This is a genomic window from Mesorhizobium sp. Ca11 (assembly GCF_020165275.1).
Lineage (GTDB): Bacteria > Pseudomonadota > Alphaproteobacteria > Rhizobiales > Rhizobiaceae > Mesorhizobium.
Genome location: NZ_JAIUHU010000002.1, coordinates 336578 through 357556, shown reverse-complemented (window position 1 = coordinate 357556; position 20979 = coordinate 336578). Strand labels below are relative to the sequence as shown.

The window sequence follows — 20979 nt, the reverse complement described above, 5'->3', positions numbered from 1 at the left end:
GGCCTCAGCGTAACGCGTTTCGGCAGCGCCGAAAAGATGGTGCCAGTCCCCGATGTCACGCAAATATGATATCGGGAGAGCGATGAAGTCATTGCGCGGCCAAGAACGGACGGTCAAATCACCGCATGCGATACACGAAATTACTGGTTCTCGGCGTCGTTTTCGGGTGGGCTACAAGCCTACCGGCCGAGGCCTCCTCCTCTAACTGGTACAACAGTGAAGGCGGCAAGGTTCGGCTGGTGACCACGGGCAAGCCCGACCAGGCCGGCAAGATCCACGGCGTGCTCGATATCGCGTTGAAGCCCGGCTGGAAGACCTATTGGCGCGATCCAGGCGACGCCGGCGTGCCGCCGCAACTCGACATATCGGGCAGCACCAATGTCGCCGACGCGCAATTGTCGTTCCCGCCGCCACAGCGGCATGACGACGGCTACGGCAAATGGGCCGGCTACGATCGTCCGGTGTCGCTGCCGGTGACGTTCACGCTGTCTTCGCCCGACCAGCCGGCGACCATCGATGCCAACATTTTCCTCGGCATCTGCGAGACGATCTGCATTCCAGTGCAGACCCGGCTCAGCGTCGAACCCGGGTCCGATCCCGATAACGCGACCGACGCGGCCCTGGTGAAAACCGCACTTGCGACGCTGCCCTCCCCGGCCCGGTCCGATTTCGGCATCAGCGTGCTGTCCAGCGACCATGAGATCCTTGTCGTCCAGGCGCAGTCGCCCGGCGATCCGCAATCCGTCGATCTCTTCATCGCCGGCGAGCGCGACTACATGTTCGGCGCGCCGGTGCGCAGTCAGAAGGATGGCAAGCTCGTCTTCACCGTGCCGATCCTCGACCGGCCGTCGGCGGCGCCGACCGATGGCGGGCTGTATTACACGCTGACCAGTGCCGAGGGTTCGGTGGACGGGCTGCTGCCTTTCCCTTGATCCAGGGGCTTTCTGAGCCGCAATTCCGGACGGAAAACCGCTGCCCACTTTTCCTGGAATTGCTCTGAAGAGTTGCCGGAGCCCGCGCGGTCCGATATCGAAGGCATCGATCCTTCCCATCCCCCAAGCGAGGCACCCCATGACCATTGCGGTTGGCGAAAAACTGCCCGAAGCGACCTTCAAGACCATGACCGCGGACGGCGCAAAGTCGATCACCGGCGATGAGATCTTCGCCGGCAAGAAAGTCGTGCTGTTCGGCGTTCCCGGCGCCTTCACGCCGACCTGCAGCAACAACCACCTGCCTGGTTATCTGGAGAATCATGACGCCATCCTGGCCCGCGGCGTCGACACGATCGCCGTCGTCTCGGTCAACGACGTGCATGTCATGGGCGCCTGGGCGCGGTTCACCGGCGGCGAAGGCAAGATCCTCTATCTCGCCGACGGCAGCGGCGATTTCGCCAAATCGGTGGGACTCGACAACGATCTTTCCGGGGCCGGCATGGGCCTGCGTTCGAAGCGCTTCTCAATGATCGTCGACGACAGCAAGGTCGTGGCGCTCAATGTCGAGACCAAGCCGGGCGTCGACGAGAGTGGCGCGGCAAAAATCCTCGAGCAGCTCTAGATCAGGTCAGGTTTCGTTGGCCCCATGATTTTGACCGAAAACCAGTTCCACTTTTTGCGTTCGCTGACCTTCGGTTCAGGATCATGCTCTGATGTTTGACACCGTCTGGCGCGCAGTGGCGATCGGCATCGGCGCCACAGTATTCATGGATGTCTGGGCGATCGTCCTCAACAAGGCGTTCGGCCTGCCATTGCCCAACTGGGGCATGGTCGGACGCTGGGTGCGGCATCTGCCGAAGAGGGTTTTTCACGACGATATCGGCAAGGCGGCACCTTATGCGCATGAAAAGGCGCTCGGCTGGGCATTCCACTACCTCGTTGGCATTCTCTACGGCGTGATCCTTGTCGTGCTCGCCGGCGCGGGCTGGCTGGCGGCGCCGACATTCCTGCCGGCCTTCATCCTCGGCATCGTCACGGTCGGGGCGGGCTGGTTCCTGCTTGCGCCGGGCATGGGCGCCGGCTGGGCGGCGTCCAAGCTTCCCAATCCGATGAAGGTGCGCGCGCTCAACCTCCTGGCGCACATGGTGTTCGCGCTCGGCATGTTCTCGACGGCGCTGCTGATCCGCTGACGATCAAATGCCGCTATGCGGCGCCAGTTCGTCGATGGGGCGCCAGCCGTGCAGGATGCGGCGAGCCTCAATGTCATAGGCGAAGTAATTGCCGCCGCCCGCCGGCTGATCCGCGATACGGCTGATCTCGCGGCCATCGAGCGAAAGCAGCAGAAGTGTTCCCACGCCTCCGTGGCCAACGAAAGCCACGTTGCCGGTGAGGCCGGTACCAAGCACGGCGTCGACTTCGCCCATGATGCGCTGCTGCGCGTCTATCGCCCTTTCCCATCCGCGGATGCTGTCGTGCGGCCTGGCGAAGAACTCGTCGGCAACCGCTTCGAACTCCGGCGGCGGCAGGAAGCCCGTCGCCGACCGGTCGTTCTCGTGCATCCGCTCCCGCACCTCGACCTCAAGATGGAGGTGCTTCGCCAGGATTTCCGCAGTTTCGACCGCCTTGCGTTCAGCGGACGACACGATGCGCCCAATCGAGCCGATCCAGGGCTGATCGAGCATCGCAACAGCCCTTGCCCGGCCGATGTCAGACAGCCCCCATTCCGGCACCGGAATGTTGGCGTCGATCCGAACCTGCGGATGGGTAATGTAATAGGCGATCGGCAAGGCAAACTTTCTCCGATCAGATGCGGGCTCGATGGCCGATCAGTAGCTCTGGGTCGAGCGTCGCGCCTTCGCAACCGCCGGCCGCTTCGGCTGCACTGCGGGCTGCGCCGCCAAAACAGGCTTCACCGGGCCCTTCTTGAACGGTGCCATGCCCTGCCGGGCCAGTTCGTCAGCGCGCTCGTTCTCCGGGTGGCCGGCATGGCCCTTAACCCAGTGCCAGACGACCTTGTGACGCCGGTTGGCCTCATCGAGCGCCTGCCAGAGCTCGCCATTCTTGACCGGCTTCCTGTCGCCGGTCTTCCAGCCGTTCTTCTTCCAGCCGTGGATCCATTTGGAGATGCCGTCCATGACGTATTTGCTGTCGGTGTAGAGGTCGACCGCGCAAGGCTCCTTCAGCGCGTTGAGCGCGGTGATGGCGGCCAGCAGCTCCATGCGGTTGTTGGTGGTCTCGGCCTCGCCGCCGGACAGCTCCTTGGTGACGCCGTTGTAGCGAAGCACTGCGCCCCAGCCGCCCGGCCCGGGATTGCCCGAGCAGGCGCCGTCGGTGAAGATCTCGATCTGCTTGTTCATGTCAGCCCGTATTCGGATGGCGATTTGATGGCGCGGTGGAAGCGCATGCGGCGGATATACTCGGTCGGATCGCGCTTCATCACCAGCCCGCCATCCGGAATAGTCAGCCAGTCATAGAGGCGGGTTAGCATGAAGCGCAGCGCCGAGCCGCGCGCCAGCATCGGCAGCGCCGCCTTCTCGTCGTCCTGAAGCGGCCGCACCGACTGATAGCCGGCCAGCAGCGCCGTCCCCTTGGTCAGGTTGAAGGAAAAATCCTTCTCGAAGCACCAGGCGTTGAGGCAGGTGGCGACATCATAGGCGTAGAGGTCGTCGCAGGCGAAATAGAAGTCGATCAGCCCGGACAGTTTCTCGCCGAGGAAGAAGACATTGTCCGGGAACAGATCGGCATGGATGATGCCCTTCGGCAGGCCGGTGGGCCAGTTGCGCTCGAAATCGCTGAAGTCGGCGTCGACCTCGGCCGCCAGCCCTGGCTCGACCTCGTCGGCGCGCTCGCGCGAGGCGGCCCAGAGCTTGCGCCAGCCGTCGATCGCCAGAGCGTTCGGCCGCCTCATCTGAAAATCCTGGCCGGCAAGATGCAGGCCGGCGAGCGCCTTGCCGACTTCCGCGCAATGCGCGGCCGTCGGCCGCCTGAGCGACAGGCCTTCGAGGAAGGTGATGATGACGGCGGGCCGGCCGGCCAGCGTGCCGATGACGGTGCCGTCATGCGCGGTGACCGGCAGCGGGCAGGAAATGCCTTTCCTGGCAAGATGGCCCATCAAGCCGAGAAAGAACGGCAGGTCGGCCTTGTCGACCCGCTTCTCGTAGAGCGTCAGGATGTAGGAGCCGGTCGAGGCGTGGACCAGGAAATTGGAATTCTCGGTGCCTTCGGCGATGCCCTTGTAGGAGAGCAGCTCACCCACCGGATAGGCCTTGAGGAATGCGGTCAGCTCGCCTTCGCTGACGTCGGTGTAGACGGCCATCCGGTTTCACGCCGCTCCATTAACGAAGGCCATGTCGGCCGCCGTCAGTTCGACATCGCGCAAAACCCGCATCACCGGAAAATCCTCCGTTTCCGTGGCTGTGACGGCCAGATCGATGGTGACGTCGAAGCGTTGCCGAAACGCGTCGATGATCTCGTCGACGATGATTTCCGGCGCCGAGGCGCCGGCCGACAGGCCGAGCGTCCTGATCCCGGCGATCTCATCCCACGGAATTTCAGCGGCGCGCTGCACGAGAAGCGACATTGTGGCGCCGGCGCGCTCCGCCACTTCGACAAGGCGACGCGAATTGGACGAATTGGGAGCGCCGACGATAAGGAAAAGATCGGCGCCGGCCGCCGTCTCCTTCACCGCTTCCTGGCGGTTGGTGGTAGCGTAGCAGATCGATTCGGCTGCGGCCGCATGCAGTTCGGGAAACCGCTCCTGGAGCGCCCGGATGATGCCGGCGGTGTCCTCGACCGACAAGGTCGTCTGGGTGACGAAGCCCAGCGCCGAAGCGTCGACGGGCACGAAACGCGCGGCGTCAGCCTCCGTCTCGATCAACGTCACCGCGCCTTCCGGCAATTGGCCCATCGTGCCGATCACTTCCGGGTGGCCGGCATGGCCGATCAAAAGCACATGGCGACCAAGCCGCTGGTGGCGCATCGCCTGCTTGTGCACCTTGGAGACGAGCGGGCACGTGGCGTCGAGATAGAAGAGATTGCGCGCCTGGGCGTCCGCCGGCACCGATTTCGGCACGCCATGCGCGGAAAAGACCACGGGCGACTGACGATGCTCCGGCGGAATCTCGGACAGTTCCTCGATGAAGACGGCGCCCAGGCTCTGCAGCCCTTCGACGACGTAGCGGTTGTGGACGATCTCATGGCGGACATAGACCGGCGCGCCATATTTCTTCAGCGCCAGCACGACGATCTGGATGGCGCGGTCGACACCGGCGCAGAAGCCGCGTGGCTGGCAGAGCCTGATCGTCAGCGGTGGCTTTTTCTGGGTCATGAATGCAAGGCCGATTCAGTCGGAACCAAGAACATGATGCCGAAAAGTGTGAAGCGGTTTTCGGACGACATCATGCTCTATCTGTTTGATTAGGCGAAATGAGGTGCGCACCCCTGCCCTGTCAAGAGCGAGGACGCTCACTGCTCCTTCGCCGGGCGGCGCAACCTCAGGATCAGCACGGCTGCAAGGGCGGCGGCCAGCCCGTACCACGTGACGGCATATTGCAAATGGTTGTTCGGCAGGTCGATGATGGTGACGCCACCGACCGGCAGGCCGCCGGGATTCGGCGTCTTGTCGGCATCGACGAAGAACGGCACCAGCACGAAACCGGCAGGCAGGCCGGCGGTCGCCGCCATGACGTCGCGGTCCTTCCAGTAGAAGATGTTCTTGGCGACGTCATTGTCGGGAAGCATCATCGACGGCTTTGCAGGCAGCGGATTGCGGGCGAGCCCGGTCACCGTCACCTTGCCGGCGACTTCGCCCTGCCGGCGCTTGGAAGGATCCTTGAGGTCGTAGGGAACGAAGCCGCGGTTGACGAGCACGAAGCGGCCGTCCTCAAGCTGCAGGGGCGTGTAGACGTTGAAGCCGCTGTCGCCTTGCCAGGTGGAAAAGAAGTGCCGCTCGCCCTGATGCAGGAAAGTGCCTGTTACCGTCACGGGCGTGTAGTCGACATCATGGGAAGCGGCGAATTCCTTCTCCACGTCCGCTAGAGCCAGCGGTGCGGAATGGGTGCGCTTGTCGATGGTTGCGAGCAGGCCTTCCTTCCAATGCAGGCGCTGGACCTGCCAGGTGCCGAGCCCGATCAGGACGGCGAACAGGACAAGGCCGAGGCCAAGCAGCAACGCCGTGCGCGGCCGCGAAGGGCCGGCAACCAAACCGGTCGTCTCGCTCATTCGTTGTAATCCAGCCTGCCCTCTGAGGCCTTCTTCGAATACTGCAAGGTGATCAGCACGCCCTTGATCAGGCGTAGCGCCGTCAGGCAGAGCACCAGCGCCAGCGGTATCCACAACATAAAATGCAGCCAGAGCGGCGGACTGAACGTCACCTCCATCCACAATGCAAGGCCGACGACGACGAAGCCGATGATCAGGATGACGAACACGGCCGGCCCATCGCCCGCATCGGCGAAGGAATAGTCGAGTCCGCAATTATAGCAGCGCTTGCCGACGGTGAGGAAACCCGAGAACAGCTTGCCTTCGCCGCAGCGCGGACAACGGCCATGCAGGCCGGCAGAAATCGGATCGATCGGTGGCCAGATCGCCTTGTCTTCGCTCATGTTCTCACCGTAGACCTTTTTGCCCCAAAGAATAAGGCGGCCACGTCGCCGCAGCCGCCCTTTGGGATTCCGAAACCCGTCGGTTTAATGGCCTTCGATCAGTGCGCCGTTCGAGGCCCAGACATAGATGGCGCTGAACAGGAACAGCCAGACCACGTCGACGAAGTGCCAATACCAGGCGGCCGCCTCGAAGCCGAAATGCTGCTTCGGGGTGAAGTCGCCGCGCCAAGCGCGGATCAGGCAGACCAGCAGGAAGATGGTGCCGATGATGACGTGGAAGCCGTGGAAGCCAGTCGCCATGAAGAAGGTGGCGCCGTAGATCGAATCCCTGAAGCCGAACGGAGCGTGCATATACTCGTAGGCCTGCACCATGGTGAACAGCATGCCGAGGCCGACGGTCAGCACCAGGCCGTTGATCAGGCCCTTGCGGTCGCCATGCAGAAGCGCGTGGTGCGCCCAGGTCACCGTCGTGCCCGACAGAAGCAGGATGATGGTGTTGTAGAGCGGCAAGTGGAAGGGATCGAGGACTTCAAGCCCCTTCGGCGGCCACACGCCGCCGGTGAAGGCGGTGCGGGCATACTGGTTCGCCTCGCCGGGGAAGAGACTTGCGTCGAAGAAGGCCCAGAACCAGGCGACGAAGAACATCACCTCCGAGGCGATGAACATGATCATGCCGTAGCGCAGGTGCAGCGAAACGACGCGCGTGTGGTGGCCCTCATGCGCTTCCTTGATGGTGTCCGACCACCAGGCGAACATCGTGTAGAGCACGATGATCATGCCGATGAAGAACAGCCACGGATTGGCGATGTTGTGGCCGAAGACCGGGAAGTTGCCGCCCTTCAGATACTGCATCAGGCAGACACCGCCGATGGCGGTGACCAGCGCGCCGACGGAACCCAGGAAAGGCCAGGGGCTGGGGTTGACGAGATGGTAGTCGTGTTGTGGTTTTGCGTGCGCGTCTGCCATATCAACCCCCGAGGCTTGCGTCGGAATCTGGAACTTTGTTGCTGCTGCCTGCGGCCGGCACCGAGGAGGCGACCGGCTGTTTGTTTTCGACCGGGAACATCGTGTAGGACAGGGTGATGGTCTTCAAGTCCTTGAGTTCCGGCACGTTGACGATGTCTGGATCGACATAGAACACGACCGGCATGTCCAGCGTCTCGCCGGGCTTCAGCGTCGTGTCGGTGAAGCAGAAGCACTCCACCTTGTTGAAATAGGCGCCGGCCATTTCCGGCTGCACGTTGAACGAGGCGCGGCCGGTAATGGTGCGGTCGAACTTGTTGGTGGCGCTGTAATGCGCCTGCGCCGTCGCGCCGATCTTGATCGTCACCGAGCGGGCGACAGGCTCGAACTGCCATGGAATGCCGTTGGTGTTGGCATCGAAGCGGATGGTGATATCACGGTCGAGCACGCGGCCGGCATATTGCTTCTCGGCGCGCTGCGTGGTCCCGCCATAGCCGGTGACCTGGCAGAACATCTTGTAGAGCGGCACCGCCGCATAGGCCATGCCGACCATGCCGGTGAAGAAGGCGAGGCAGACGGCGGCGACGATGCCGTTGTTCACCTTGCGGGGCTTGCTGCTGGCCTCGCCGCCCATCAGCCGCCTCCCAGCAGGCCGGAGCCGGTGATGCTGGCTCCGCTGTGACCGAAGCGCACGATGGTGGCGGCATAGAAGACGACGACCAGCGCTGCCAACGCAAGACCGATGGCGATGGAGCGGTTGCGGCGGGCCTTCTGCTGGCGTTCGGTCAGCGTGACCAATTCGAGTTTCTTGTCGGCCACGATCATGCTCCCCCCATCATGAGGGCGCGCCCGACCACGCAGTCGACGAGATAGGCGGCAAAGATAGCGAAGAGATAGAGCAGCGAATAGCCGAACAGGGCCTTGGCCGGCTTCATCGCGCGGTCGCCGTCCGCCATGGCAAGCACTTTCCAGGCATACCAGACGAAGCCCGCGCCAAGGGCCGCCGAGACGACGCCGTAGCCGGCCGTGGTGTAGCCGAGCGCCCAGGGCAGCACCCCGACCGGCGCCAGGATCAGCGCATAGGCAAAGATCTGCCTACGGGTCGAGGCATGGCCGGCGACATTCGGCATCATCGGGATGCCGGCGCGGGCGTAGTCGTCGGATTTGAAGAGAGCCAGCGCCCAGAAATGCGGCGGCGTCCACAGGAAGATGATCAGGAACAGGATCACGCTTTCGAGGCTGACCGAGCCGGTCACGGCGGCCCAGCCGATTACCGGCGGGATGGCGCCGGCGGCGCCGCCGATGACAATGTTCTGCGGCGTCCAGCGCTTCAGCCACATGGTGTAGATGACGGCGTAGAAGAAGATGGTGAAGGCGAGAAGCGATGCCGACAGCCAGTTGACCAGCACGCCGAGCGTCATCACCGACAGCACCGACAGCACAAGGCCAAAGCTCAACGCCTCGCCTGGGGTGACGCGACCGGACGGCACCGGGCGGCCGGCGGTCCTCGTCATCACGGCGTCGATGTCGGCGTCGTACCACATGTTGAGCGCGCCGGAAGCACCGGCGCCAATGGCGATTGCGAGGATGGCGATCACCGCCATGAGCGGATTGATGGCGACGGGCGCCGCGATCATGCCGACAAAGGCCGTGAAGACGACCAGCGACATGACACGCGGCTTCAGGAGGGCGAAGAAATCGCCTGCGGTCGCTTCCGACATGCGAAAACCCGCTTCCTCCATCAATCTGTCTTCGGCAAGGGCCATGCGTACTTAAAGTCCATCATTCCGTTGGCCAAGACCGCCGGGCAAGCCGGCGGTCTCGTATGCGTCGGGACGCTGCCTACCTGATCTTCGGCAGCTGTTCCCATTGGTGGAACGGCGGCGGCGAAGGCAGCTGCCATTCGAGCGTGGTGGCGCCCTCGCCCCACGGGTTGGCGCCGGCGACGCGCTTCTTCTGGAAGGCCTCGAACACGCCGTAGAGGAAGATCGCGACACCGACGGCCGCGATGTAGGAGCCGTAGGACGACACCATGTTCCAGCCGGCGAACGCGTCCGGATAGTCGACGGTACGGCGCGGCATGCCGGCGAGGCCGAGGAAGTGCTGCGGGAAGAAGATCAGGTTGACGCCGACGAAGGTCACCCAGAAGTGGGTGTTGGCGATAACCGGCGAGTACATGTAGCCGGTCATCTTCGGGAACCAGTAGTACCAGCCGGCGAAGATGGCGAACACCGCGCCCAGCGACAGCACGTAGTGGAAGTGGGCGATCACGAAATAGGTGTCGTGCAGCGAGCGGTCGAGACCGGCATTGGCCAGCTGAACGCCGGTGACGCCACCGATGGTGAACAGGAAGATGAAGCCCAGCGCCCACAGCATCGGCGGCTTGAAGGAGATCGAGCCGCCCCACATGGTGGCGATCCAGGAGAAGATCTTCACGCCGGTCGGCACCGCGATGACCATGGTGGCAAACACGAAGTAACGCTGCGTGTCGAGCGACAGGCCGGTCGTGTACATGTGGTGCGCCCAGACGATGAAGCCGACGGCGCCGATCGCGACCATGGCGTAGGCCATGCCGAGATAGCCGAACACCGGCTTCTTCGAGAAGGTCGAGACGATATGGCTGATGATGCCGAAGCCCGGCAGGATCAGGATGTACACCTCGGGATGGCCGAAGAACCAGAACAGATGCTGGAAGAGGATCGGGTCACCGCCCTGATCCGGCACGAAGAAAGCGGTGCCGAAATTGCGATCGGTGAGCAGCATGGTGATGGCGCCCGCCAGAACCGGCAGCGACAGCAGCAGCAGGAAAGCGGTGATCAGCACCGCCCAGGCAAACAGCGGCATCTTGTGCAGCGTCATGCCGGGAGCGCGCATGTTGAAGATGGTGGTGATGAAGTTGATGGCGCCGAGGATCGACGACGCGCCGGCGATATGGATCGAGAGGATCGCCAGGTCCATCGCCGGGCCCGGCTGGCCGGACGTCGAGAGCGGCGGATAAATGGTCCAGCCGCCGCCGACGCCGAAGGCGCCCGGCGCGCTCGGCACGAACATCGAGGAGAGCAGCAGGATGAAAGCCGGCGGCAGCAGCCAGAACGAGATGTTGTTCATGCGCGGGAAGGCCATGTCCGGCGCGCCGATCATGATCGGCACCATCCAGTTGGCGAAGCCGCCGATGAGCGCCGGCATGACCATGAAGAAGATCATGATCAGGCCGTGCGCGGCGCCGAAGGCGTTGTACATGCTCTTGCCGCCGTCGATGGCGGCGTCGCCCTGCATGCCGTAGACCATCTGCGCCAGGCCGCTGAAGATCTGGATGCCCGGCTCCTGCAGCTCCATGCGGATGGCGACCGAGAGCGCGGCGCCGATGATGCCGGCCATGATCGCGAAGATCAGGTAGAGCGTGCCGATGTCCTTGTGGTTGGTCGAGTAGACCCAGCGGACCCAGCCATGCGGCCTGTGGTCGCCGTGATCGTGAGCTGCAGCCTCTGCCATGTTCCGCTCCGTTCCCTAAATCTTGCTAACCCGCGGCATCAGTTGCCGGCGGCCGCTACCTTGTTGGTATCATCGATCTCGGCCATCAGCGCCTTGTTGGCGGCGGGCACGTCGGTCTTGGCCGTATCCAGCCAGGTCTTGAACTGCGCATCGGACACCACGCGCACGGCGATCGGCATGAAGGCATGGTCCTTGCCGCAGAGCTGCGAGCACTGGCCGTAGTAGAGGCCTTCCTTCTCCGCCTTGAACCAGGTCTCGTTGGTGCGGCCGGGGACGGCATCCATCTTGATGCCGAAGGACGGCACGGCGAAGGAGTGGATGACATCGGTGGCGGTGATCAGCACGCGGGTCATGGTGTTGACCGGCACGACCAGCTCGTTGTCGACCGCCAGCAGACGCGGATAGCGGGCGCGATCTTCCTTGCCGGCCTTGGCGCGGTCGGCATCCTGAAGAACCGCCGAGTTGAAGGAGAAGGTCTTGTCGACCTGGTACTCGTAATCCCAGTTCCACTGGTTGCCGGTCGCCTTGACGGTGAGCTTAGCTTCTTCCGGCGGCGTGTACTGCGCCGTGAGCAGCTGGAAGGAGGGAATGGCGATGAGCAGGAGCACGATCACCGGCCCGACCGTCCAGATCACCTCGATCAGCGTGTTGTGGCTGGTCCTGGACGGCACTGGATTGGCACTGGCGCGGAACCTAACGATGCAGACCAGCAGAAGCACCAGCACGAGGATGGTGATCGGGACGATGAACCACATGGTGTAGTTCCCAAACCGCTCGATCTGCCGCATCATGTCGGTCGCGGGCGCCTGGAAGGTCATCTCCCATTCCCGCGGCTGGTCGGCACGAGCCGCCGCACTGGAGAAGAGCACGGCCGAAGCTGCCGTACCTGCCAAGAATTCAGCGCTTGCCAGGAATTTCCTCATCGCCCTCTCGTCTCCCACTTCCCGCGATCTGGTCGCACCAATAACGGACGACACCGGAATTGGGAATCCCGGGCTGTCCCGAGGCTGGTTCAAACCATACTCTATTTCCCTCCGCAAGAAAGGAGCGGAGGAAACCGTGCGGCATTTTTGCGCGCAGGCCGAAGGCCGCGTTCGGCGCCCGCCATGCTATATGCGCGACGGTCGCAATTCGGGCGAATTTGCTTTGGAAAAGCATGCAATTGCCGGTATCGGGGCGGACCGACGGAGGTCTCGTCCTTTACTTGGCCCCGGCGCGGCTTAAAGTGCCGTGATTCGCAATGGAGCCGTTATGACTTCCTGGCTTTCGAGAACCCTGGCGAAGGTCGTCCTTGCCGTCGCCTTGCTCGGTGTCGGCGTAGCCGTCGGCGCCCCCGCCTCGCCTAACGACGCCAAGCCGCCGAGCGGCACGGTGAAGTCGACGCATGGCGCGTGGTCGATCATCTGCGATACGCCTGCAGGTGCTACCTCAGAGCAATGCGTGATGATGCAGAACGTTGTCGCCGAGGACCGCCCTGAAATGGGGCTTTCGGTCGTGGTGCTGCGCACAGCCGACAACAAGGCCGAGATCCTGCGCGTGCTGGCGCCGCTCGGCGTGCTCCTGCCCAACGGGCTTGGCCTCAATGTCGACGGCAAGGATATCGGCCGCGCCTATTTCGTGCGCTGCTTCCAGGATGGCTGCTACGCCGAGGTGATCCTTGAAAAACCGCTGCTCGACACGCTGAAGAGCGGCACGTCGGCCACCTTCATCGTGTTCCAGACGCCCGAGGAAGGCATCGGCATTCCGGTCGATCTCAAGGGCTTTGCAGACGGCTTCGCCGCCCTACCTTGATCTTCTTGCCCATGCACCGCGGCCATTTCCGACGCTGAGGTCGGATGGCGAATGCGGATTTGGCGGCAGGAGGCTCCATGCGCACGTCATTGTCCGCTTTCATCGCTGGGCTGGCGCTGGCCGGTGCGGTTTCGGTCGCCCGGGCCGAGGACGACGAAATCCTCCAGAGGCCCGACTCGGCGGCGATCCTCGATATCGCCAAGGGCTTCGGTTCCGCCAGGATGGGCAAGGACGACAACGGCGATCCGATGATTTCGGGGCGGATCGACGGCGTTAAATACCTGATCTATTTCTACGGCTGCGAAGACCACGAGAACTGCAAGTCGCTGCAATTCGCGACCGGCTACGCCGACCCGCTTACCGCTGACCAAGCCAACGCCTGGAACGCAAAATACCGCTGGGTGAAGGCCTATTCGGGCGACGGCTCGAATTTCAGGATGGATGTCAGCTTTGCCGGCGGCATCACCAGGGCCAATCTCGAGGAGCAGTTTTCCAATTGGAACGCGATGGCCGGCAACATCAAGGACTTCGTCAGCGGCAACTGATGGCGGCGCAATCGTCGGCTTGACCCAGTTGGCGATTGTGCGAAGGCGGCTTCGCGCCTACATGCCGAGGAACGATTTGTTTCCACGAATGGATTTGCCATGAACAGCCTGATCGGCCAATTCGACATTTCCGACGATCGCGTCAAGGAGATCGTCACCGAGACCATCAAGGGCGCCGACGACGGCGAGTTGTTCCTCGAATACAGCGAGAACGAAGCGCTGATGTTCGATAATGGCCGGCTGAAGACGGCCAATTTCAACACCGACCAGGGGTTCGGCCTGCGTGCCGTGGCCGGCGAGGCCAGCGGTTATGCGCATTCGAGCGATCTCTCCGAAGCCTCGCTGTTGCGCGCGGCAGACGCAGTCTCGGCTGTCAAAGGCGGCTATTCCGGCACATTGGCCGGAGCGCCCGCCCGCACCAACCGCCATCTCTATGGCGACGAGAACCCTATCCCCTCGCCTTCCTTCGAGGCCAAGGCCAAGCTGTTGCAGGAGATCGACGGCTGGCTGCGCGCCAAGGATCCGCGCGTGCGCCAGGTGACGGCGTCGCTTGCCGCCTCGTGGCAGCATGTCGAGATCGTGCGCGGCGACGGCCAGATTGTGCGCGACATCCGCCCGCTGGTGCGGATCAACGTTTCCGTGGTGGTCGGCGATGGCGACCGGCAGGAGAGCGGCTCCTACGGGATGGGCGGCCGCAAGAGCTTTGGCGAGTTCGTCGGCGAGGAAAGCTGGAAGCATGCCGCCGGCGAGGCGTTGAGACAGGCGCTGGTCAATCTGGAAGCGGTTCCGGCGCCCGCCGGCACATTCGACATCGTGCTCTCAAGCGGCTGGCCGGGCGTGATGCTGCACGAGGCGGTCGGGCACGGGCTCGAAGGCGACTTCAACCGCAAGAAGACATCGGCTTTCGCCGGCCTGATGGGCCAACAGGTGGCGGCGAAGGGTGTCACCGTGGTCGACGACGGCACCATCCCCGAGCGGCGCGGCTCGCTCACTGTCGACGACGAAGGAACGCCCTCGGCGTGCAACGTGCTGATCGAGGACGGCAAACTCGTCGGCTATATGCAGGACCGCCAGAACGCCCGGCTGATGGGCATGAAGGCGACGGGCAACGGCCGCCGCGAAGGCTACGCGCACCAGCCGATGCCGCGCATGACCAACACCTACATGACCTCGGGCGACATGGAGCCGGAAGAGATCATCGCCTCGGTCAAGAATGGCATCTACGCCGTTTCCTTCGGCGGCGGCCAGGTCGACATCACGTCGGGCAAGTTCGTGTTCGGCTGCACCGAAGCCTACATGATCGAGAACGGCAAGGTGACGCAGCCGATCAAGGGCGCGATGCTAATCGGCAACGGGCCGGACGCCATGCACCGCGTGAGCATGATCGGCAACGACATGAAGCTCGACACCGGCATCGGCATGTGCGGCAAGGCCGGACAGGGTGTGCCTGTCGGCGTCGGCCAGCCGCATCTGCGGATGAACCAGATGACGGTGGGCGGCACCAGGGTTTGAGGGTCTGTCGTCCACTGCCTGACGAACGACCATCCCGAGCAGTCTCCGCGCGCCAGGCGGTTGATTCCGGCGTGAATGTATCCTCCACCTTGAAGTGAACACAATCGTGTTAGGACATTATTAATTGTTTAATTGGCGGGGCGAGCGTTTGCGCATTAGCTTGTCGCCAGTCTTCTCGTTGCGGTGGTGTCGGCAATGCAGCGTTCCCCTGGCGTCCTGACTTCTTCTTTCCTCATTGGCCTCGTTTCCCTGGTTGGCGCATCATCGCTGCAAGTCGGCCCCGCAGCGGCGCAGTCGTCGCTGTTCAAGCTAACGGCTGCGAGTTCCGCCGCAGTCGGCGGCAGCACCAGCGTCCCATATGGCTGGCTCGATTTCTGTCGTCGCCGGCCGAAGGAATGCAAAGTGCCTGCCCTGCCTGCCACAAGCGTCAGGCTGACAGCGCAGAACATGGGCATCCTCAAGCGGGTAAACCAGAAGGCGAACCACTCCATCAAGCCCGTCAGCAATTACGACCACTGGGGCACGATGATGGACCACTGGGACTATCCGACGGACGGCAAGGGCGACTGCAAGATCTACGCGCTCTACAAGCGCAAGCTGCTCCTGGAAGCGGGCTTCCCCCGGCAGGCGCTGCTGATGACGGTGGTGCGCGACCTCCACAATGAGGGCCACACCATTCTGACGGTGAAGACCGACAAGGGCGATCTCGTGCTGGACAATCTGGTCGACGAAATCCGCCCCTGGAACGCCACCGGCTATTATTTCCTGAAACGCCAGTCGCAGCAGAACCCGAACACCTGGGTGTCGATCAACCAGCGCGGCGGCACGGCGAAACGACTGTCTCCGAGTTCGTAAGGGCCAGAGCGTTTCACGGAAACAGCGAGCCGCTCTCTCGCCCTGGGATGCAATTCTGCACGGAAGGCTATGGCGAAGTCGCCGAGCCCGAACCTTCACCTTTTCCCGCAATCGCTCCCGGCGTGACCAGAGCGGTCTTGTCTGCTTTGACGGACTGATCCGTCACATTCTCTACCTCGCAAATTCATAGGCCGGAAATCCGGCCCATGAACGAGCGTTGCCGCCCGCGGCCAAGCCTTGCTGGCCTACTGCTGGCAGGGCGGCTCGCCAGGACGCCCGCAGGTCGGCTTTTTGTTTCCCTGCGGCGGCTGCTCCTTGAGCTGCTGCGGCAGGCGCCGTTCCTGTATCTGAGGCTGAGGCCGCTGCTGCAAGCGTCTTCCTTGCATCTGAGGCTCAGGCCTCAACTGCTGCAGGTGTCTCTCTTGCATCTGAGGCCTTGGCTGCGCCTGGAACTCTGGCCTTTGCGGCCTGAGCACCTGCACGTTCGGCCTTTCCTGCTTGAAGCTGCGCTGGACGTTGATGCCTGCGCCGGCGGAACCCTCTTCGCCGTTCGGCAGCCTGCGAAACTTCCTGTTTGCGTTGGCCGAACCCTGATTCTGGTCGGAGAACACACTCGGATTGTTTCTCCTGAGCCGCTCCTGCACGCTCGCCCGGTTGTCGGCTGGCGCACCATTGACGGTCGGCAGCTTGCGGAACTTCTTACCGCTGTCGCCTCCGTTGACCGAGCCTTGATCGCTCGGGCTGAGGGCTGTCTGGCCTCCCGACAGATCCTTGCGTGTCAGCTTCCTCGGTCTGCCTTCGTTCTGGCCGGACAACGCATTCGGATTGTTCTTCCCGAACCTCTGCTGAGCGTTCTGCCCGTTCTCGCCTGGCGCGCCATTGACGGTCGGCAGCTTGCGGAGCTTCTTACCTCTATCGCCTCCGTTGACCGTGCCTTGATCGCTCGGTCCGACAGCTGTCTGGCCTGCCGGCAGATCCTTGCGGGTCAGCTTCCTCGGTCTGCCTTCGTTCTGGCCGGACAACGCGTTCGGATTGTTCTTCCCGAACCTCTGCTGGGCGTTCTGCCCGTTCTCGCCCGGCGCGCCATTGACGGTCGGCAACTTGCGGAACTTCCCATTCTTGCCCTGATCGTCGACAACTCCGTTCTGCTGGCCGTTGCCCGTAACGGGGGCGCCGGCATTCCCGGTAGCCTGCTGGTTGCCAGTGCCTTGCTTGCCCAGCACCTTGCTGTTGGGCGCGTTTTGGCCGTTGAGCACCGGCTTGCCGTTGACGAGTGGCAGCGCCTTGCCATCAGCTCCCGGCAAGGCGTGACCGGTCGGGAGCTTGCCCGTCGTCTTCGCCTGCGGCGTCGCACCCGGCTGCTGGCCCTGCGTGACAGCCTGGCCTGGTTTCAGCGATTGCGGCGTCGCACCAGGCAGCTGGCCCTGCGTGGCAGCCTGGCCCGGCTTCAGCGGCTGACCGCCCTGATTTTGCTTGAACAGCACCGCCCTTTTCTGCAGCACCGGCGGCAGCGCCACCTTGGCCGCCACTGCGGCCGCGCCCGCGCCAACCGCCATCTTCTGCCCGGTGGTGAGACCGCTCGGTGCATTGGCGTTTGGCTGTCCGGCCTGATTGGCCTGCTCGTTTTTGATCGTCGTGTTGTTGTTGATGACGGTCGCGTTGTGAATGTTGTTGAAGATGATGTCGTTCGGCGGCGGCACGATGTCACGCGGCGGCTTGACCCAGACCGGCACGGGAACGAAGACCGGCGTCGGCAGGACGTAAACATCGACCGGCGGCGGGGGCGGCGGCAGCACGACGAAATCGGGCGGCGGCGGCGGCAGGAATATCACGTCGATCGGCGGCGGCGGCTCGAAGTCGAAATCGGGATCGTCGAAATAGAGCACCGGCCTGTCGACATAGATGATTTCCTCCGGCGGCGGCGGTGGCACGTCGTAGACGATGACGGTGAAGCTCGTCGGTGGTTCGAGCTCGGCGTCGAAATGCTCCAGCCGGCGGCGCGCGTCCCAGGCATGCAGCCCGTGCGGATAACGCTCGAGGTAGGACCAATAGGCCTCCGGCGTATCCCGCAGCCATGTTTCGCGCCAGGTGATCGCCTCGCGTCGCGCCGCGATGATGGCCCGCACACGCTTGGCCATCGGATCGTGCGGATAGGCAACGAGGAACTCCTCGTAGCCGCGCATGGTATCGCGGTCGAGTGCCGCGACATAGGCGTCATGCGCATTGAAGTCGCGGATCGGCCTGGTCCGGTTGGCCCGTTCTTCGGCCTCCGAAACCTTCGGCGGCGGCGCGTCCGGAGCGCGTTCGAAGAACACGAAAGGCGCGCTGATCTTCGAAGCGTCCCACGGAATTTCGGCACCTTGCGTCACCTCGTTGACGCGTAGCCGCGTGCGGTCGAAAACATCGTCAAGCGCTATGCCGCCTTCCCGCATCATCTCGGCGAGCGCCTGAGCATAGGCGCCGTATGGGCCCTTGCCTTCCGGCGCAACCGTTCCGGGCGCCGCGTTGAACGCAATCAGCATGTTGGGGTCGGGGTCGACCAGCGCGAGACCGCCGGCCAGCGGCTGGCTCATTTTCGGAAGGCCATTGGGCCGAGCCGCGTCGAGGACGACGATATTGACCTTCGCCGGCAATCCCGCCAGGGACTTGGTGATATCGGAGAGCCGCATGGCCTGCAGCGGCACGTCGGCCGGATTGGCGATCTGGGCGTCGACCGGCAAGAAATAGTTCTCACCTTCGAACTGCACGCCGCGGCCGGCCAGGTATACGAAAACGGTCGCGTCCGGGCCGGCGGCGGAAACCTTTCCAAGGAAATCGCGCAGCGCGCCGCGCAACGATTCCTGGTCGACATCGCGCGCGCCGACCACATCGAACCCTGCTGCCTGCAGGGTCTGGGCGATCAGGCCGGCGTCATTCGCGGAGGTGACCAGCGCATCCGACGGATAGGCGGCGTTGCCGATGACGAATGCGAGACGTTTCTGCTGTTGGGCGAGCGCGCCCGTCGTGGACGCGACGGCGAAGGCGATGAGAACGACGACAAGGCCGATGACTTTCCGAAGCGAGCGCATTGCAATCCGCCATCCTTGTCCGCCATTTCGTCCAACGCGACAACGCCGGAGAGGCAGGAATGTTTCCCTAACCGCAGAATTAAGACCCTGCAAAAAGGCGGCTTTAGGGCGCAATTTCGTCGAAAGAACAGAGGCTTCACAGTTTTCACGCGAGCCTCCGGCCGCGAGCTACCGCCGCCGCTTCGGCTTCTCCAAAAGCGCGACCGCCTCGACATGCGGCGACCACAGGAACTGGTCGATCGGCGTGACGCTCTTCAGCGTGTAGCGGCCATCGATCAGGATGCGCAGATCGCGCGCGAGCGTCACCGGATTGCAGGACACCGCGGCGACCAGCGGCACGTCGGAGCGGGCGATCTGCTTCGACTGGTCCTCGGCGCCGGCGCGCGGCGGATCGAAGACCAGCCCGTCGAAGACGTTCAACTCCTTGAAGGTCAGCGGCCGGCGGAACAGGTCGCGGCGTTCGCTGGTCACCCGCTTCAGGCCGCTGGCAAAGCGGAAGGCGCGGTCGAGCGCGGCAAGCGCCGGCGCATCGCCCTCGACGGCATGGACCTCGGATTGCGCGCCGAGCCTGAGCGCGAAGCTGCCGCAGCCGGCAAACAGGTCGGCGATCTTCCTGGCGCGCGACAGATGCTGGCCGACGAGGCTTGCCATCACCTGCTCGGCGGCCTCTGTCGCCTGCAGGAAGGCGCCCGGCGGCACGGCGACCGCGACGGGCCCGAACTGCACCACCGGCTTCTTCGGCTCGACGACGATCTCGCCGTCGACGGAAAGCCGCGCCAGGCCTTCGGCCATGACGAAATTCGACGCGATACGGCGCTGATGGTCGCCAAGCTTGCCGGCATCGTGCACAGCCACGTCGAGGCCTGAAGCGGTGACGGTCACCGTCATATGAAATGCCTTCGGGGTGGCGCAGACCAACCCGGCCAGGGCGCGCAATTTATCAAGCGCCGAGACGATCGCGGGCAGCGAGATCGGGCATTCCTCGATCGGGATGATCTCGGAAGACAGCGCACGCACGAAGCCGAGCAGCATGCCGGCATCCGTGCGCCTGGCGCTGAAGGTGACGCGGCGGCGGGTGTGCGGCGCGCAAGGCACCAGCGCGGCGATCTCGCAAGCAATGCCCTTGGCCTTCAGCGCCTGCACAACCTTCTCGCGCTTCCATTGCCGGTAGGCTTCGGCCTCGTAATGCTGCAGCGCGCAGCCGCCGCATTCGGTGAAATGGCGGCAGGCCGGATCGATCCTGAGCGGCGAGGCTTCCAATACCGACATCAGCGCGGCGCGGTCCTTCTGGCGCGCGGCCGTTACCGTTTCGCCCGGCAGCGTGAACGGGATGAAGACCTCCCCGCCTTCGGCATTGGCGATACCGTCGCCCTGCGAGCCCAGCCTTGCAATGGTGAAGCGTGTGCTCATCGCCCGTCCTTCATGGCGGCGAGCAGGAACTCGCGGTTGCCGTCGCCGCCTTCGATTGGCGACGGCTCGAGTCCCAGCACGCGCCAGCCGGGAACGCCGGCCAGCCAGTCGCGCAAATTTGCGGCAATCCGCCCGGCATCGCCCGGATCCTTGAGCAGGCCGCCCTTGCCGATGGCCTCACGGCCCGCCTCGAATTGCGGCTTGACCAGCAGAACTGCCTTGGCGCCCTCGCCCGCCAATTCCAGCGCCGGCGGCAGCGCCAGCTTCAGCGAGATGAAGCTGACGTCGCAGACAAGGAAACCGGGAACGCGGCCGCCGAGATCGGCGGCCGTCAGATCGCGGGCGTTCAGTCCTTCGATCACCGTCACACGCGGGTCGCCGGCAATGTCGGGATGGATCTGGCCGTGACCGACATCGATCGCCGTGACATGGGCCGCGCGGCGCTCGAGCAGCACCTGGGTGAAGCCGCCCGTCGAGGCGCCGACATCGAGCGCTTCGCTGCCGGAAGGATCGAGGCCGAAACGGTCGAGGCCGGCGATCAGCTTCAGCGCCGCGCGCGATACATAGGCCCGCGCCGGATCGTCGATGGCGACCAGGCAGTCCGGCGCGACGGGCTGGCCGGGCTTGCGGGCGACGGCGCCGTCAACCGTCACCGTGCCGCGCTCGATCGCGTCGCGGGCGCGCGAACGGCTGGCAAACAGACCGCGCCCGACGAGCAATTCGTCGAGCCGCTGGCGCCGGCTGGCTGGCAAAGGGGAACTCATCGGCCTTCATTGGCGAAAGCCGGGCGCGAACGCAATGGTTGAAT

22 protein-coding genes are annotated in these 20979 nt (G+C 63.9%); 7 read left to right on the top strand and 15 right to left on the bottom strand.

Annotated features, from left to right (window positions below):
- Nucleotides 1–125: 125 nt before the first annotated feature.
- From LB538_RS05460 to LB538_RS05450, 3 genes are all read left to right on the top strand, one after another.
- Nucleotides 126–932: a protein-disulfide reductase DsbD domain-containing protein gene (locus LB538_RS05460; RefSeq protein WP_224526354.1), complete on the top strand. Its 807-nt coding sequence runs from the start codon at nucleotides 126–128 to the stop codon at nucleotides 930–932.
- Nucleotides 933–1071: 139 nt separating this feature from the next.
- Nucleotides 1072–1554 (top strand): peroxiredoxin, encoded by a 483-nt coding sequence (locus LB538_RS05455; RefSeq protein ID WP_224526355.1) that lies wholly within the window; start codon nucleotides 1072–1074, stop codon nucleotides 1552–1554.
- Nucleotides 1555–1645: 91 nt separating this feature from the next.
- Nucleotides 1646–2122, top strand: a complete 477-nt coding sequence (locus LB538_RS05450) for a DUF2938 domain-containing protein (protein ID WP_224526358.1) — start codon at nucleotides 1646–1648, stop codon at nucleotides 2120–2122.
- A gap of 3 nt (nucleotides 2123–2125) precedes the next feature.
- Here LB538_RS05450 and LB538_RS05445 read toward each other — a convergent pair whose 3' ends face one another.
- From LB538_RS05445 to coxB, 12 genes are all read right to left on the bottom strand, one after another.
- Entirely contained in the window at nucleotides 2126–2719 is a 594-nt protein-coding gene (locus tag LB538_RS05445; RefSeq protein ID WP_224526360.1) for a histidine phosphatase family protein, read from the bottom strand.
- Nucleotides 2720–2758: 39 nt separating this feature from the next.
- Nucleotides 2759–3289, bottom strand: a complete 531-nt coding sequence (gene rnhA / locus LB538_RS05440) for a ribonuclease HI (RefSeq protein WP_224526362.1) — start codon at nucleotides 3287–3289, stop codon at nucleotides 2759–2761.
- Nucleotides 3286–4248: a homoserine kinase gene (locus tag LB538_RS05435; protein ID WP_224526364.1), complete on the bottom strand. Its 963-nt coding sequence runs from the start codon at nucleotides 4246–4248 to the stop codon at nucleotides 3286–3288. Before LB538_RS05435 ends, rnhA begins: the two co-directional genes overlap by 4 nt.
- A gap of 6 nt (nucleotides 4249–4254) precedes the next feature.
- Nucleotides 4255–5259: a 4-hydroxy-3-methylbut-2-enyl diphosphate reductase gene (ispH, locus tag LB538_RS05430; RefSeq protein ID WP_140541535.1), complete on the bottom strand. Its 1005-nt coding sequence runs from the start codon at nucleotides 5257–5259 to the stop codon at nucleotides 4255–4257.
- Nucleotides 5260–5396: 137 nt separating this feature from the next.
- Entirely contained in the window at nucleotides 5397–6152 is a 756-nt protein-coding gene (locus LB538_RS05425) for an SURF1 family protein (protein ID WP_224526366.1), read from the bottom strand.
- On the bottom strand, nucleotides 6149–6535 hold the full coding sequence (locus tag LB538_RS05420) for a DUF983 domain-containing protein (RefSeq protein WP_224526367.1): 387 nt from the start codon (nucleotides 6533–6535) through the stop codon (nucleotides 6149–6151). Before LB538_RS05420 ends, LB538_RS05425 begins: the two co-directional genes overlap by 4 nt.
- Nucleotides 6536–6619: 84 nt before the next feature.
- A complete protein-coding gene (locus LB538_RS05415; RefSeq protein ID WP_140847288.1) occupies nucleotides 6620–7501 on the bottom strand; it encodes a cytochrome c oxidase subunit 3 in 882 nt (293 codons plus the stop codon).
- A 1-nt stretch (nucleotide 7502) separates the two neighbouring features.
- Nucleotides 7503–8132, bottom strand: a complete 630-nt coding sequence (locus tag LB538_RS05410; RefSeq protein WP_224526369.1) for a cytochrome c oxidase assembly protein — start codon at nucleotides 8130–8132, stop codon at nucleotides 7503–7505.
- Complete coding sequence (locus LB538_RS05405; protein WP_140541531.1) at nucleotides 8132–8323, bottom strand: hypothetical protein; 192 nt, start codon at nucleotides 8321–8323, stop codon at nucleotides 8132–8134. The genes LB538_RS05410 and LB538_RS05405 overlap by 1 nt, the downstream gene beginning before the upstream one ends.
- Nucleotides 8320–9264 carry a heme o synthase gene (locus tag LB538_RS05400; RefSeq protein WP_095766764.1) on the bottom strand — a complete coding sequence of 315 codons (945 nt, stop codon included), beginning with the start codon at nucleotides 9262–9264 and terminating at the stop codon, nucleotides 8320–8322. Before LB538_RS05400 ends, LB538_RS05405 begins: the two co-directional genes overlap by 4 nt.
- 76 nt (nucleotides 9265–9340) lie before the next feature.
- A complete protein-coding gene (gene ctaD / locus LB538_RS05395; protein ID WP_095766763.1) occupies nucleotides 9341–10990 on the bottom strand; it encodes a cytochrome c oxidase subunit I in 1650 nt (549 codons plus the stop codon).
- Between the two features lie 38 nt (nucleotides 10991–11028).
- Complete coding sequence (gene coxB / locus LB538_RS05390) at nucleotides 11029–12030, bottom strand: cytochrome c oxidase subunit II (RefSeq protein ID WP_411908993.1); 1002 nt, start codon at nucleotides 12028–12030, stop codon at nucleotides 11029–11031.
- 211 nt (nucleotides 12031–12241) lie between these two features.
- Between coxB and LB538_RS05385 the strand changes: the two genes are divergently transcribed.
- The 4 genes from LB538_RS05385 (at nucleotide 12242) to LB538_RS05370 (ending at nucleotide 15693) form a co-directional block, all read left to right on the top strand.
- On the top strand, nucleotides 12242–12781 hold the full coding sequence (locus LB538_RS05385; RefSeq protein WP_095766761.1) for an invasion associated locus B family protein: 540 nt from the start codon (nucleotides 12242–12244) through the stop codon (nucleotides 12779–12781).
- A 77-nt stretch (nucleotides 12782–12858) separates the two neighbouring features.
- A complete protein-coding gene (locus tag LB538_RS05380; RefSeq protein ID WP_224526373.1) occupies nucleotides 12859–13326 on the top strand; it encodes a YbjN domain-containing protein in 468 nt (155 codons plus the stop codon).
- A 99-nt stretch (nucleotides 13327–13425) separates the two neighbouring features.
- Entirely contained in the window at nucleotides 13426–14838 is a 1413-nt protein-coding gene (tldD, locus tag LB538_RS05375; RefSeq protein WP_224526376.1) for a metalloprotease TldD, read from the top strand.
- 195 nt (nucleotides 14839–15033) lie between these two features.
- Complete coding sequence (locus LB538_RS05370) at nucleotides 15034–15693, top strand: transglutaminase-like cysteine peptidase (RefSeq protein ID WP_224526378.1); 660 nt, start codon at nucleotides 15034–15036, stop codon at nucleotides 15691–15693.
- A 245-nt stretch (nucleotides 15694–15938) separates the two neighbouring features.
- On the opposite strand, the gene LB538_RS05365 is transcribed toward LB538_RS05370, so the two are convergent.
- The 3 genes from LB538_RS05365 to LB538_RS05355 form a co-directional block, all read right to left on the bottom strand.
- On the bottom strand, nucleotides 15939–18761 hold the full coding sequence (locus tag LB538_RS05365; protein WP_224526380.1) for a caspase family protein: 2823 nt from the start codon (nucleotides 18759–18761) through the stop codon (nucleotides 15939–15941).
- A gap of 168 nt (nucleotides 18762–18929) precedes the next feature.
- Complete coding sequence (locus LB538_RS05360; RefSeq protein ID WP_224526382.1) at nucleotides 18930–20171, bottom strand: class I SAM-dependent RNA methyltransferase; 1242 nt, start codon at nucleotides 20169–20171, stop codon at nucleotides 18930–18932.
- Nucleotides 20168–20935: a TlyA family RNA methyltransferase gene (locus tag LB538_RS05355; RefSeq protein ID WP_224526384.1), complete on the bottom strand. Its 768-nt coding sequence runs from the start codon at nucleotides 20933–20935 to the stop codon at nucleotides 20168–20170. Before LB538_RS05355 ends, LB538_RS05360 begins: the two co-directional genes overlap by 4 nt.
- Nucleotides 20936–20979 lie beyond the last annotated feature (44 nt).